The organism is Lysinibacillus capsici, from assembly GCF_003367505.1.
Classification (GTDB): Bacteria; Bacillota; Bacilli; order Bacillales_A; family Planococcaceae; genus Lysinibacillus; species Lysinibacillus capsici.
In genome coordinates this window covers 1-14,618 of the sequence record NZ_PXXX01000007.1, presented here as the reverse complement: position 1 = coordinate 14,618, position 14,618 = coordinate 1, and the positions used below count along the sequence as shown (strand labels likewise).

General features: G+C 36.3%; 14 protein-coding genes. 13 read left to right on the top strand and 1 reads right to left on the bottom strand.

The genetic code is table 11. From position 1 onward, the window contains the following. The 13 genes from C7B89_RS03385 to C7B89_RS03325 all read left to right on the top strand — a co-directional run bounded on the left by C7B89_RS03385 (nucleotide 1) and on the right by C7B89_RS03325 (nucleotide 12,069). Nucleotides 1-729, top strand: a complete 729-nt coding sequence (locus C7B89_RS03385) for a lantibiotic immunity ABC transporter MutE/EpiE family permease subunit (protein WP_115673169.1) — start codon at nucleotides 1-3, stop codon at nucleotides 727-729. 3 nt (nucleotides 730-732) lie between these two features. Then, nucleotides 733-1,488, top strand: a complete 756-nt coding sequence (locus C7B89_RS03380; RefSeq protein ID WP_103117598.1) for a lantibiotic immunity ABC transporter MutG family permease subunit — start codon at nucleotides 733-735, stop codon at nucleotides 1,486-1,488. Nucleotides 1,489-1,498: 10 nt separating this feature from the next. Continuing rightward, the gene (locus C7B89_RS03375) at nucleotides 1,499-2,161 is read left to right on the top strand and encodes a response regulator transcription factor (protein ID WP_115673168.1); all 663 of its coding nucleotides are present in this window, start codon (nucleotides 1,499-1,501) and stop codon (nucleotides 2,159-2,161) included. Then, nucleotides 2,149-3,522 (top strand): sensor histidine kinase, encoded by a 1,374-nt coding sequence (locus C7B89_RS03370; RefSeq protein WP_115673167.1) that lies wholly within the window; start codon nucleotides 2,149-2,151, stop codon nucleotides 3,520-3,522. Before C7B89_RS03375 ends, C7B89_RS03370 begins: the two co-directional genes overlap by 13 nt. Before the next feature lie 150 nt (nucleotides 3,523-3,672). Beyond that, the gene (locus C7B89_RS03365; RefSeq protein WP_227744978.1) at nucleotides 3,673-4,050 is read left to right on the top strand and encodes an ELKS/Rab6-interacting/CAST family protein; all 378 of its coding nucleotides are present in this window, start codon (nucleotides 3,673-3,675) and stop codon (nucleotides 4,048-4,050) included. Nucleotides 4,051-4,284: 234 nt separating this feature from the next. Then, on the top strand, nucleotides 4,285-5,373 hold the full coding sequence (locus C7B89_RS03360; protein ID WP_115673166.1) for an ABC transporter substrate-binding protein: 1,089 nt from the start codon (nucleotides 4,285-4,287) through the stop codon (nucleotides 5,371-5,373). Further along, nucleotides 5,363-6,199 (top strand): alkaline phosphatase family protein, encoded by an 837-nt coding sequence (locus C7B89_RS03355; RefSeq protein ID WP_115673165.1) that lies wholly within the window; start codon nucleotides 5,363-5,365, stop codon nucleotides 6,197-6,199. Before C7B89_RS03360 ends, C7B89_RS03355 begins: the two co-directional genes overlap by 11 nt. A gap of 71 nt (nucleotides 6,200-6,270) precedes the next feature. Then, entirely contained in the window at nucleotides 6,271-7,116 is an 846-nt protein-coding gene (locus tag C7B89_RS03350) for an ABC transporter permease (protein WP_181574653.1), read from the top strand. Next, complete coding sequence (locus C7B89_RS03345) at nucleotides 7,113-7,898, top strand: ABC transporter permease (RefSeq protein ID WP_048391486.1); 786 nt, start codon at nucleotides 7,113-7,115, stop codon at nucleotides 7,896-7,898. Before C7B89_RS03350 ends, C7B89_RS03345 begins: the two co-directional genes overlap by 4 nt. After that, nucleotides 7,895-8,896: an ABC transporter ATP-binding protein gene (locus tag C7B89_RS03340; RefSeq protein ID WP_066036564.1), complete on the top strand. Its 1,002-nt coding sequence runs from the start codon at nucleotides 7,895-7,897 to the stop codon at nucleotides 8,894-8,896. The genes C7B89_RS03345 and C7B89_RS03340 overlap by 4 nt, the downstream gene beginning before the upstream one ends. Continuing rightward, nucleotides 8,893-9,678, top strand: a complete 786-nt coding sequence (locus tag C7B89_RS03335; protein WP_048391482.1) for a DeoR/GlpR family DNA-binding transcription regulator — start codon at nucleotides 8,893-8,895, stop codon at nucleotides 9,676-9,678. Before C7B89_RS03340 ends, C7B89_RS03335 begins: the two co-directional genes overlap by 4 nt. Continuing rightward, complete coding sequence (locus C7B89_RS03330; protein ID WP_048391480.1) at nucleotides 9,675-10,685, top strand: histidinol phosphate phosphatase domain-containing protein; 1,011 nt, start codon at nucleotides 9,675-9,677, stop codon at nucleotides 10,683-10,685. The genes C7B89_RS03335 and C7B89_RS03330 overlap by 4 nt, the downstream gene beginning before the upstream one ends. Nucleotides 10,686-10,800: 115 nt before the next feature. Continuing rightward, a complete protein-coding gene (locus C7B89_RS03325; protein WP_115673164.1) occupies nucleotides 10,801-12,069 on the top strand; it encodes a carboxylate--amine ligase in 1,269 nt (422 codons plus the stop codon). A gap of 1,575 nt (nucleotides 12,070-13,644) precedes the next feature. On the opposite strand, the gene C7B89_RS03320 is transcribed toward C7B89_RS03325, so the two are convergent. Next, nucleotides 13,645-14,373 carry a hypothetical protein gene (locus tag C7B89_RS03320; RefSeq protein WP_244205561.1) on the bottom strand — a complete coding sequence of 243 codons (729 nt, stop codon included), beginning with the start codon at nucleotides 14,371-14,373 and terminating at the stop codon, nucleotides 13,645-13,647. Between the last annotated feature and the right edge of the window lie 245 nt (nucleotides 14,374-14,618).

Genomic DNA, 14,618 nt, shown 5'->3' with positions numbered 1-14,618 from the left:
ATGATAGCCATTATGAAAGCGGAACAATTAAAATGGAAGCGAACTTTTATTCCCAAATTACTTTGGCTTACGCCACTTATAACCTTACTTATAAGCGCTGTACTTATGGGAGGTGAATATTTTCAAACAGGAGCTTATAACTGGTGGTATACGATGCTTCTGCCAGGTGCACTGACGATTTGCTGTGCCTTAGTGATCGAAAAGGATAAAAAAATAAAATACCATAGTATTCTTGCCTTACCACTTGATCTTAAAAGGATTTGGCTAGGAAAAATAGTAACATCAAGCATATGGCTTTTTCTGATTACGATTATTTTCTTTGGAGGAATCACGGCTGGAGGCTTGCTATTTGGTCATAGTTTACCAATAGCCAGCAGTTTACTAAGTACTTTTGTTATTTTCCTGACGTTTTTGTGGCAAATACCTTTATGTCTTTTCTTAGCAGCTAAACTAGGTACCTATTTGACCATCTTACTCAATGTAGTAGCCAATATCGTAGGGATTGTTGCCTTTGCAGATGGGGAAATGTGGTATTACTATCCATTTGCGATTGGTCCTCGTTTGTTATGTTCGACACTTGGCATATTACCAAATGGTCTATTAGTACCACAAGGTAGTCCTTTATTGGATAAAGGCGTTATACTTCCAGGCTTACTGTTAGCATTAGCTTGGTTTATGATGATTAGCTTTCTTACGGCGATGTGGTTCACAAAAAGGGAGGTGAAATAGCGGATGGACATGTTACGATTATTAAGAGTGGAATGTCTTAAAACAAAACGAACACCTTTTTTGCTGACACATATACTTGTCCCCCTTGCTATTTCTGGGCTATTTTTAGCCTACTACTCCTATTCGCCATGGAATTTTCAAGGAAAAGTAACTGCCTATTTTCAGGGGCTGGCTTGTGGACTACCAATTATAATAGGATTAGTATGTGCTATGGCATCTGAGCAGGAAGCAAACGCTGGTCGTTTCCAAGGTATGCTAGCTACAACAAACATAAAAATAAAGACATATATGAGCAAGCTTATCTTATTATTATTGTTTAGCTTTGGAGCCATCTTTCTATCTATAGCTATTTTTAGTTTTGGCTTTAGAGAACTATTACATGAAGTAGATTTGGGCTATTCATTTTATAGTATGGCTGCTTGTATTCTATTCGGCAGTCATGTGATTTTCTATATGTTACATTTATTTGTAAGCTTCCAATTTGGTAAAGGCGCTTCGATTGGTTTAGGTATTGTAGAAGCTCTGCTGGTCGCCCTATTGCTTACAGGCTTAGGGGATCGTATTTGGCCCTTTTTACCTTATGGATGGAGCGGTCATTTTGTTTCTTTATGGATTTTATCATCGACAGGAACAAATTTAACATTGCTCGAAACAAGTATCCAGACGGGCATAATGGCGTGCTTAGGGGGTATCCTATTGACTTTTACGCTGTCTTGTTTATGGTTTTGGAGATGGGAAGGTAGAGCATCTGAAAATTAGAGGGTGAATTATGGCAAATATATTAGTAGTGGATGATGAAGTGGATATTTTAATGCTGATAAAAAATGCACTTTATAAAGATAATCACTTGGTAACCATTGTGTCTAAACCGACAGAAGTAGGCAAGATGGATTTAGGTTCCTTTGATTTAATTTTGCTTGATGTGATGATGCCTATTATGGATGGCTTTACATTGTGTGGGCAAATTAGGCACGCTGTAGATTGCCCTATTCTTTTTCTTACAGCTAAATCCTTAGAAGAAGATGTGATGTATGGTTTAGGCCTAGGCGCAGATGATTATTTGATTAAACCATTTGGCATTGGAGAGCTACGAGCAAGGGTGAATGCGCATATCCGACGGGAAAGCAGAGAAAAGCGGAGCATCCTTTATAGCGATAAAGTTCACTTTAATCTTTCTGGTAAAGAACTGTTTGTTCAGAATGAACGCGTCCTGCTAACTAAAAGTGAGTATGAAATATGTGAATTTTTAGCACGGCATCGTGGGCAGGTTTTCTCAAAAGAGCAGATATACGAAACAATTTTTGGATTTGATGGCAAAAGTGACAGTACAGCAATAACAGAGCATATTAAAAATATTCGTTCAAAGCTACATGCATTTGATATAGAGGTCATTGATACGGTTTGGGGGATTGGATATAAGTGGAAACCGTAAAACCGAGGAAAGGAACACGTCTGCATACATTTTTCTTGAGATATTTATTTTTTCTTTGCATTGGCATCATTATTTTAGTTGCACTATTAATAGGTCTATTTATGTTTGCCTTTTCAGCTAATATTATTTTACCTGCAAATTATGCAGAGACACAAATCACTTTAGCAAAAGACAGAATTGCTACAAGCAGCTCGGTAACGGATGAGATGATCCCTGATCTTGTAGACTACGCAGTGATTTCTAATAAGGGTGAATTTCTTTCTGGTACTTTAACAGAAAAAGAGGCTTCCCATGCATGGCGTTTAAAGCAGAGGGGAGAGACGAAAAGTAATGCTCGATTTTATGCGTTCGTTGAGCGAGAACAGGAAGTGTGCATTTTACGCTATGGTTTAGTCCCTGAGTATCGCACACCTGTTATGAGAAAATATTTACCTAATCCTCAATTAACGGTTTTACTATTGTTTATTATGGGCGTTATCATACAGGCAACGGTGCTTGCTGTGCATTTCGGCAGAAGACTTAAACGAAAAATGATGGGCTTACAAGAAGCCATTGAAAAAATCCAACATCAAAATTTAGATTTTCATTTAAAACCATCTGGGATTCGAGAAATTGATGATATTGCACTTTCTTTTGAGCAGATGAAGGAAGCATTAAATACTTCATTGACACAACAATGGCAAGCAGAGCGCGCGCGCAGAGAACAAATTTCTGCCCTTGCCCATGATTTGAAAACACCTCTTACGATTATTCGAGGAAATGCGGAACTTTTATTGGATACTGTTCAAGATGAAGTACAAAAAGAATACAACACTTATATATTAAAAAATACGCTAGAAATTGAAAAATTCACAAAGCAATTATTAGATATTTCCAATATGGAGCAAAGTGTTGGTGGTGTAAAAACAACTGTAGAGCTGGCTTCATTTATTCAACAGCTAGAACAGCAAATGAAGGCACTTGCTTTAGAAAAAAATATTGAAGTTAGTGTAGAAAAGGATAAACTGCCTGATGTCTTTATGATAGAGGAGGAGCTTTTTTATCGGGCTTTATTAAATTTGATTGTCAATGCTATAGAGCACACGCCATATAATAGCAAAGTCACATTATCTGTTCAGGGAGAGGCAGATGTTATTCATTTTACTGTGATAGATAGCGGTGCTGGTTTTTCACCGCAAGATGTAAAGGAAGCCACAAAGCAATTTTATCGGGGAGATCCAAGTAGAAATACAGCAAATCATCATGGCATGGGTCTTTATATTGCCGAGTCCATCATTCAAAAACATGGTGGAACACTAACGTTGGCTAATGATTCCATAACGGGAGGAGGAAAAGTGATAGTCACCATTGCGACGTCTTAATTATAAGATGTCTTTTTTTTATTGGATTCACTAGTATTTAGCGATCAACCGCGAGTAAAAGCACAATTAAAGGTTTCATGTAAAAATTGTAGGGGGCGGTGCAGGCAATATTCTTTAAAAAAATGCTACAATAAAAGAAAAAAAGAGGCGATGTACGTGAATAACGTCATTGATTTTATTGCAAAAAAAAAGGAACGTGAAGACCGAAAGCGTGCTCAGGATTTAGAACGTTATGTAGCTACACAATGTAATTTTCAACACCCTGAAAATATTGACGCTCTTGTAGAGGACAAATTGATTGAGGTTAAAGATCATACGTTATTTCTTGGCTTTCTATCCATTTTAAAGGATGAGCAAATAGAACCGTTAGATATTTTTCAAGATGTCTTTTCATTAGAGCCCTCTCGTTTTGAAATGTCCTACAATATGAGATGGTGGTCAGTTGTGCAATTGGCATTTACATTTTTAACAATTCTCAAGGAAAATGAGCCGCATACATATGCTGATTTTTTAGGTCTCTCCAAATAATCTAAGTATGTGTACGTCTGTAAAGCAAACGTACACATACTTAGATTTTTCTTATCTTCCCCCGCTAGCTTTACAAGCCTACTTCATTTATTTATTAAATTCATAGATATTTATAATTCCTCAATAATTTTTACTAAATATTCTTAACACCTCCATACTTGCTTAATGTTTGTTTTATAACATAACGTTTGTAAGCAAATAAAAATAAAGCAAAACAAATGGAGGGTCCAACACATGGCAATTCAAAAACTGTGGAAAAAAGGTCTAATTGGTGCATTAGCTATTTCCATGTTGGCAGCTTGTTCTGAAAGTTCATCTAGTGCAAATGAGGTAAACAAGGATTTATCGCTTGAGGACATTACAGAAAAAGCAAAGGAAGAGGGCACTGTTAATTCTGTCGGTATGCCAGATACATGGGCGAACTGGGTAGAAACCTGGGAGGAACTCGGGACCGAATATAGCATCAAACACAAGGATACGGACATGTCGAGTGCAGAGGAGTTAGCGAAGTTTGAAGCAGAGAAGGATGATGCTACGGCAGATATTGGAGATGTCGGGATTGCTTTTGGACCAATCGCTAAGGAAAAGGGCTTAACATTACCATACAAAACGTCTTATTGGGATGAAATACCTGATTGGGCTAAAGATGATGAAGGACACTGGATTGTTGGCTATACAGGAACCATTTCTTTTTTGACAGATAGAAATAATGTGAAGAATGCTCCAACATCATGGGAAGACCTAAAAAATGGAGATTACACAGTAAGTATTGGGGATGCATTAACAGCTAACCAAGCACAGTTTGCCATCTTAGCAGCGGCTATGGCATTTGGTGGAGATGAGTCCAACATCCAGCCAGGTATAGATTTCTTTGCTGAATTAGCGAAGCAAGGACGTCTACAGGGAGATCCATCAGTAGCAAACCTAGAAAAAGGTGAAATAGATGTTGCGATCTTATGGGACTTTAATGCATTAGGTTATCGTCATCAAATTGATGAGGACCGCTTTGATGTAGTGATACCTAAGGAGGGATCTGTCACTTCTGGTTATGCAACGGTAATTAATAAATATGCCAAAAACCCACATGCTGCCATGCTAGCACGTGAATATATTTTATCTGATGCAGGTCAAGAAAATTTAGCAAAAGGCTATGCGCGTCCAATTCGGGACGGAGTGAAATTACCACAGGATGTAAAAGATTTACTATTACCTGCTGATATGTATACGAATGCACAACCTGTTAAAGACCAAAAGAAATGGGAAGATACAACAAAGCAAATCCCTCAACTCTATCAAGAGCAGGTGTTAATCCATGCAAAATAACAAAGTGGTTCTCATTGTTATCGATGCCTTGCGCTTTGACACAGCCTGCACACATATGGGGTTCTTGCACCATTTAGTCGAGCGTCAGGTAGCTGCTCGCTATAAGGTTTGCTCAGAGGTGCCTTCTTTATCAAGACCATTGTATGAGACGATTTTAACAGGTACACCCCCTATTGTACATGGCGTTACCAGCAATATGACAGTGCGTTTATCGAAAGGGCAAAGTGTCTTTCATATCGCAAAGGAGCATGGTTTAACTACAGCAGCCTCCGCCTATTATTGGGTGAGTGAGCTTTATAATAGAGTCCCATTTAATCATATGGAGGACAGGCTACAACTCGATACACATTTACCAATTGACAATGGTATGTTCTATTTTGAGGATCATTATCCAGATAGTCATGTATTTGCCGATGCAGCATGGTTAATGGCTCAAAAGCAGCCTGATTTCCTGTATATTCATCCAATGAATGTTGATGATGATGGTCACAAATTTACGGCAGATTCTGCTCAATATCGCAATCGAGTTTTAGCGATGGATGCTTTACTATCCTTGTTTATTCCAAAGTGTATGGCGCTGGGCTATGAGGTTATCGTTACGGCTGATCATGGCATGACAAGAGATGGTAATCATGGCGGTACCACACATGAGGATCGTCATGTCCCGCTATTTGTCATTTCAGATGCTGTAAAGGCTGGCATAAAAGAAGGCATTATTTCTCAATTACAAGTTGCACCACTGTGCTGTCATTTATTAAATATCAAGCCTGCTGAAGATATGGTACCACTCCTGTTAGAAGGTGTGTTTACAGCAAAAGAGGTTTAAATAATAGTAGTCGCTCTTATTATAAGGAGCGGCTATTATCCCCATGAGCCGCAAGTCATTTATAGAAAGAAGTGAGTGTGTTGATATCGAAGCGGCAATCCATTGCTTGGCTTTCGCCTTTTCTTGTATTACTATTACTGTTTTTCTTAGTACCGCTCCTATATATGCTCATTACAAGCTTTCAAAATAGTGAGGGCTTTACTCTGAAGCAGTATGAATCAATTTTTACGAACGACTACATTCTTCAAGGTTTTAAAAATAGTATTACTTTATCTGTTATCTCAGCTATGATTGCGTTACTTATCACCTTGTTTGCAGTTTATGCCATGATGAAGTTTTCAGAGCCAGTACGGGAGAAGATTTTAATACTTACTAACTTAACCTCCAATTTTTCAGGTATTCCGCTAGCATTTGCTTTTATCGTTTTACTTGGCAATAGTGGTTTATTTACATTGTTATTTGACAAATGGGATATTGAGGCGTTGACATCCTTTTCATTATACAGTTGGAGCGGTTTGTTACTTATTTACATTTACTTTCAGCTGCCATTATCACTAATGCTGCTATATCCCATTTATGATGGAATTCAGCAACAGTGGAAGGAGGCGGCAGCCCTTCTTGGTGCATCTAGCTGGCAGTTTTGGATGAAAATTGGTCTCCCTGTTATGCTCCCAGGAATTGTGGGAACCTTTAGTGTATTGTTCGCCAATGCAATGGGCGCGTATGCCTCTGCTTATGCATTAACAAGTAGTAATTATAATTTAGTGGCGATTCGTATCGGCTCCTTAATAAAAGGTGATATTTTTGCTCAGCCAGAGCTAGCCAGTGCCATTGCAGTTATATTAGCAGTGACAATGGTGACGGCCATGCTGATCAGTGAGTGGAGCATCTCTAAAACAAGGAGGAAAGTAAAATGAAAAAGCGTGGTTTGGCTGATTTCTTTTTCCTTCTGCTCGTGGGATATTTACTATTACCTGTGTTAGCAACAATGCTCTATGCGTTTGCAACAAAATGGAATAAAACGATATTGCCAGAAGGACTCACACTAAAATGGCTTTCCACATTGTTTCAGGATACCGATTTTATTCAGGCATTTGGTCGTTCAGTATTTTTAGCAGGGGGGGCAGTTAGCATTGCACTCCTTGTCATTGTGCCAGCCATTTTCGTCATCGTCCTATACTTTCCAAGATATGAAAAATGGATACAGATGGCAGTGGTGATGGTGTATTCTTTTCCAGGAATCATTTTAGCTGTAGGGCTTATACGCGTTTATAGCCAAATAGGTATACCGATGATATTTGTTGTTTTAGGTGCCTATGTTGTGGGAATTCTTCCTTATATCTATCAAGGTACACGAAATAGTTTAAGAAATATAGATGCGAGGCAGCTACTTGATGCCGCTCAATTACTAGGCGCATCCAAAAGGCAGGCATTCACAAAAATTTTACTGCCTACCGTTTATCCAGGCTTATTTGCAGGGGCATTGTTATCCTTCTCTGTCTTATTTGGTGAGTTTGTCTTAATTAATCTTGTTGTAGGTTCTCGCTTTGAAACCGTTCAAATTTATTTAATGAAAAAGCTTAGCACAAGTGGACATATTGCTAGTGCTGTTGTTTTCATCTATCTCGTGCTAATGGGTCTTTTAACATTCGTCATTGCTATCGTAACGAAACGATCGAAAGGTGCTACAAATCTATGAGTTATCTTGTTATTGAAGGGCTGCATAAAAAATATGGACAAGTATCTGTTTTAACCAATATTCATATGGAAATTCAAAAAGGAGAATTTATCACACTATTAGGTCCTAGTGGCTGTGGAAAGAGTACGATTTTGCGTATTGTTGCAGGCTTAACAGATGCATCGGCAGGTAAGATTTTGATTGAAGGGAAAAATATGAGTGGGGTACAACCGAAGGATCGTCAAGTGGGTATGGTCTTTCAATCCTATGCACTTTTTCCTAATATGACTGTGCTCGAAAATGTTGCTTTTGGTTTGCGTATGCAAAAAGTTAATAAGGCAGATATAGAGCAGCGTGTTCATGAAATGCTAGCGCTTGTTCATCTAAGTGAGAAAGCTAATGCGTATCCGAAAGAATTATCTGGAGGTCAACAGCAGCGTGTTGCTCTAGCCCGTGCATTAATTGTCCGACCTAAAGTACTGTTATTAGATGAGCCACTTAGTGCGCTTGATGCTCAAATTCGCAAAAAACTTCAAGCAGATTTACGAGCAATTCAGCGAAAATTAAATATGACAATGATTCTAGTTACACATGATCAGGAAGAGGCAATGGCTGTTTCGGATAGAATATTTGTCATGAATAATGGCAGCATTGCCCAAAATGGTACGCCAACGGAAATCTATACGAAACCAAATAATGAATTTATTGCTAATTTTATCGGTCATTATAATGTTTTTCCACGCCAAACTTTAGAAAAAATGCTTGGAGCATCTTTAATAGAGCAAGCTACGAAATTTGCTATACGACCTGAGGCGTTACATCTCGATCAACGAGATGGGGACTTATGTCTCTTTGGGGTTGCCAAACAATCATTAATGAGCGGCAATATTATCCGTACTACGTTTGAAGGAGAAATGGCGTTTACAATGGAACAACTGCATCAACAAGGGTATTCGATTGAAATGGGAAAATCCTATAAGTGTTATGTCGCACAAGAAGATGTGATTGCGCTATCATGACTTACGCTAAACTGGAAAGATTTGAATTTATCTTAAAACAATTAGATTCTGAAGGGAAAATTATTGTTGCCAATATTGCCGATGCCCTTCAGGTAGCACCAGAAACAATTCGCCGAGACTTTGATGAATTAGAACAACAGCATTTATTATCAAGAGTTCATGGCGGGGCTATTAAATATACGAATGTACGTAATGAACCGGTATTTTTACGCAAGCTACAAATGCACAAGGACGCAAAGAGACAAATTGCTCGTATTGCTGCAAAACGCATTTGCGACGGCGATACTATTGCAGTAGATACAGGTACTACAACAGTACATATAGCCGATTTTTTACTAGCTGTGGAAGATATAACAGTTGTAACGAATTCAATTGCAGCAGCTATTCAATTTAATTTAGCCATAGAAGAACGACGCATGACAGGCAAGGTCATATTACTAGGAGGTACGGCGAATCCAAAACAATCTTCTGTTGCAGGTGCTATGACGTTAGAAATGCTAGATAATATGAATTTTGATAAGGCCTTTTTATCGTGTGGTGGCATGAGTGAGGGCATTGTTTATGATTACGATTTGGATGAATCTCTTATTTCAAAGAAAATGCTCAAGCATAGCAAAGTGAGTTATTTATTAGCCGATGCATCTAAAATTAATGGCAAATCATTTTTTCAAATCTGTCATCTTGATGAATGTACAGAAATTCTTTGCGAAAGCACTTGTCCATTAGAATGGCAGGCTTATGAGGAAAAATGGACGATATGTAATGGAGGGAAGAGTGGATGACAATAGATTATCACGTACATTTAGAAGAGGGACCTTATTCATTTCGCTGGCTAGAGCGTACATCGCAGGCACTGGAGTTTTTTTATCCGGATGATGAAACGGAAAAAGGCTCCAAACAACAAATAACTTGTCATTTACAGCGTCTAGCAAGGCGTGTGAAAAATGGCTGTTATAGTGAGGAATGGTTGGATTTATATCTTGAACAGGCAAAGCAGCTCGGCTTACGTGAGGTGGGGATTGTCGATCACTTATATCGTTTTCAAGAAACGCGTGCCTATTTTGAGCGATTTATGAGGCTGGATGAAAGTAAAATTGGACAAATTCAGCGCTATTGGCTGGATCGTGTGATGACAGAAAATATGGATGCTTTTGTGACGACCATTCAGCAGGCAAAGGAAAAATGGCGTCAACATGGCATTACACTGAGACTTGGTATAGAGGCAGATTATTTTGTTGGTGGTGAGGAGGAATTAACGGCTTTGCTAGCAGGTTATCCTTGGGATTATGTAATTGGTTCTGTTCATTTTGTTGATGGGTGGGGCTTTGATAATCCACAAACAAAGTATCTTTTTGAGCAAATGGATCAACCCTCTTTACAACAAAATTATGAGCGTTTTTTTAAAGTAGTAGAGAAAATGATTCTTTCCAATATGTTTGATTTTGTTGCCCATTTAGATAATTTTAAAGTATTTAATTATCAGGTGGAGGATCGTGCGTTTCTTGAAGTTTGGTATAAACGTATTGCAAAGGCACTAACGTCTACTGAAACCGCCACTGAAATCAATGCCGGGCTGTATTATCGTTACCCTGTACAGGAAATGTGCCCTGGTCCTCGTTTTTTACAAACCTTACTTGAGCATGGAGTTGCTTTTACTGTATCCTCTGATGCACATTTCCCAGATGATTTAGGTAAATATACATTTGCCAATACAGAGCTGCTAAAGGGTTATGGCGTTCAAGCTATTGCTTCCTTTGAACAGAGAGTGAAAAAAATGATGACGTTATAGGTTGAGTAAAGGGCACTAAAGCTTCAATGTAGTGCCTTTTATTCGTATTACATAAGTACAATTTTACTCGCATACAAATGATTAAATTCATTTTTATAATGTGAGGCGATTCAGATTGACATCTATTAAAGAACAACCCTTTTTACCTATTATTATACAATCGGGTCAGCATGCGTACGGGGTAGCACGCTCATTTTATGCAGCCTACCGCATGAAAAGTCTTGTCATTGAGCCAGCAAAAAAAGGGAGGACGATGCGCTCACTCCTTTTGAAAGGCTCACAGGGAATTGCCACGCAGAATAGCGGTATTCTGGATTTTCAATACGTTGAACATTTAGATGATCCTACCCGTTTTGTACAAGCGCTAGTGGGATTGGCCATGCAGTGCCAACAAAAGAAATTGATTTTATTAGTTTGTGACTGCTACTATGCAGAGCTTATTATTGAAAATAAAGAGCAGCTTGAAAAGTACTTTATTTTACCTTACATTGATCAGGCTTTACTAAATAGGGTGCAAACAAAGGAGAAGTTCTACAGGCTTTGTGATAAATATCAGTTAAAATACCCCAAAACCATCATTATAACAAAGGAACATCATTCAAATAGAGAAATTCCAATCCAGTATCCCATTATTATTAAACCCTCCAATACCGTGGCCTATACGAACTGTTCCTTTCCTGAAAAGAAAAAAATATATCTAGTGCACGATGCAGATGAGATGCAGCACATCATTGGCTGTATTTATCGTTCTAGCTATCAAGACACCTTAATCGTTCAAGAATTTATTCCAGGCGACGATTCCTATATCCGTGTTCTAGATGTATATGTAGGAAGAGATCGAAAAGTAAAATTAATGTGTCTTAGCAACAAGCTACTCGAAGATCCATCTCCACAAAACAAAGGTATTTCTTTAGCTGTTATGATCGATTATGATGAACAGCTAATGGAATCCATTCGGCATTTTTTAGAGGACATCGGCTATACGGGCTTTGCTAATTTTGATATGAAATATGATGCAAGGGACGGGAAATACAAGCTATTTGAAATGAATTTGCGAGCAGGGGCTTCAAGCTACTATGTGACCGCAAGTGGGTATAATTTAATGCAATATGTGGTGGATGATTATTTATACCAGGTTAATCATGAACGAACATATGTCCAGACGAAGCATGTATGGTCATTACTTCCTTCAAAAACACTATTTAAATACATGAAGAATGAAAAATTAAAAATAGAAGCAAAGCAATTAATGAAAGAAGGGCAATACACGGATGCATTACTATATAAAGAAGATATGAATATCAAGCGTTGGATAAAGCTGAAATTGTATCATTCATATTTACAGATAAAATACAGCAAGTATTTTAACAAAAGCAATGGTTAGCATATGTGAAATGAAGGATAGGGCTTTAAGATTCGTATTTATTATTTCATTTTGTTAAGTGATTTAGATATTGAAAAGCGTTATGAGACATTAAATTTAGGTATAGAAAATGCTTTAATAAGAATGAATCAAAGAAAGGATTATCTTTTAGATGAAATTGTTTTAGAAAGCTTCGAATAGCTGATAAATAAAAATTGGTACCTTCAAATATAGTAAAAAAATATTGTAGTACTTTATTGGAAATAACGGATGAATTGCGCAAAAATAAAATTGAAAATGATGGGTATTTCAATTTGTTAAAAATAATTAGTGAATATAATATTGATTATGCTTATAAAATCTTTTAATAGCGAGTTCACATGTGTATGACAATAGGGTTAGGAAAGACTCTTTTGAGAGCGCTGTGGATAATATCGAACAATTAAAAGCTATAGAGTATTTTCATAAATTGTATAAATCAGAAATCAAATTATTTAAAGTTTATCTAATGAATTTAAAGATATAAAGATTGATTTGTTGACTTTAGAAGAAAAACTAAACCAACAGTAGGAAAAGATTTAACCAATAATCTTATTAATATTGAAATGATATCAACGAAAACATCTCAAAGATTTTTTCGATGGAGACTTAATTCGCTTAATTGATTATCTAAGAGAAAGTAGCTATTCAGATTACAGATATAACAATTATGTATCTGATACAATACATTATATAGTTGCTGCGGCTTTTAAAAAAAGTCACTTAGATATCAAATAAAAATAGTGGAGCACTAAGGTTATTTTGAATTACTTCAAATATATTCGCTTTTAGAAGGAAGTGGAGATAGAGAGAAATGTAGAGAATTATTTAGTTTCCTATAAAATTAGTAGAATTATTGGTCTTTTAAAGAAATAATTTTTAAAAATGAAATGATAGAATCTTATCTTTACAGACTGTGCTTTTTCTTTTGGTTATTTATAGCAATAACAGTTTCGGAATATTCAAACATATTTTGATGAGAATATTTAAATTTTACCGATTTATATTTGCCGAATCGACAAATCATACTTATAGCTCAATCTCTTATCACCTCTTAAAAAGGTATATTTGTTATTTTAAGTTATTCTTTAATCCCCACTATTATCATATCAATTTATGTTTAAATGACAAAATATATAAGTGAAAATGAGTGTGTATTTTATGGTAATTTTATGACATTGTAAATATAGTGTAGTATAAGAAAAGGCGTGTGCGCACGTGACCTAGAATAGCATAAAAAAGAACACTCATTTGTTTTTAACTCTAAAACAAATGAGTGTTTTTTCAGCTTTCATCGTTCTGAATAGTAGTCTGATTCAGAGGTTCTGCTCATTCCCACTTCAAAAAAATAACAATGTTATTTAATGAAATAGTGCAGAATACAATAGCACTAAAAAACTAAGTAGAGTGAAACTAAATAGAATTATTAGAGGTAATTTCTCTTTACGTTCTTTGATTCGATTCATTCTAAGAAATAGTACAATACAAAGGGTGAGTGAAATACCAAAAAGAATAATAGGAACTATAGATAACACAACTATCCCCCTTTTTTAATAATTAACATTGAGAACCTATCCAGAAAGGATCTGGATTTACTGTACCTGTCCATTTAATCCATAATCCACAGTCCTTAACGCTTGATAAGTTTAAGGCAGTTGCCCCAATATCAATTAATCCTATTGCAATAATAGTAGCTAATCCAAGAGGAGGAGCAATAAAGGCAGCGATAGCAGCTCCAAGTGTAGCTATTCCTGCTCCAATTTGAATATAAGTTATTATCTTGGAAGCTTGACAACTATCAAAGTAAGTATAGAATCCAACTGAAGTCTTTTCATACTTACTTTTACCGTTACATGCAGCTAACGGCTGGACAGAATTCATTAATTCAAAGTCTTTTGTAGTAGACTCAATTAAGTCTTCAGATACATTTTCTTTTCTAGCTGACTCTTCATCAAAATAAAAACCATTTTCATCATATGTTACAAATGGCTGTATAGCCAATGTATCGTTTATTATTTGATTATGTTCATTTACTTTTGATATTGCAAGCTTGATATCAGAATCTGTTGCACCTTGTTTTTTTGCTAAATTAGTATCTATAGCAATATAGTCTCCATAGAAACCTATTGTTTTATCAAATTCTTTATCTAATTCTAATACACTTGTAAGAATAGTCGATAAATTATCTATTGTTTCATTTTCTATTTGTGCTGCGGTTGCGGGAAACTGCGTTGTTATTGAAAACATAAAAATTATTGCAACGATTCCTGTAATAATTTTTTTCATTTTTTATCCCATCCTTTTAATAATATGATTCTCAACACTGTGTGACAACCAATATCTAGTAAACTATATTATTTCCATTTAGTAACCTCCTTCTAGTAGATTATTTATATAATAACATAATAATTTACAAAAATAAACAAATATTAACAATTTTGATAATGATTATCCAATTGTGGAATTATTAATAGGGTTTTAACCAAAGATAAAATTATATAGCTTTTCATAATCTTTATTTAACGTAGTGC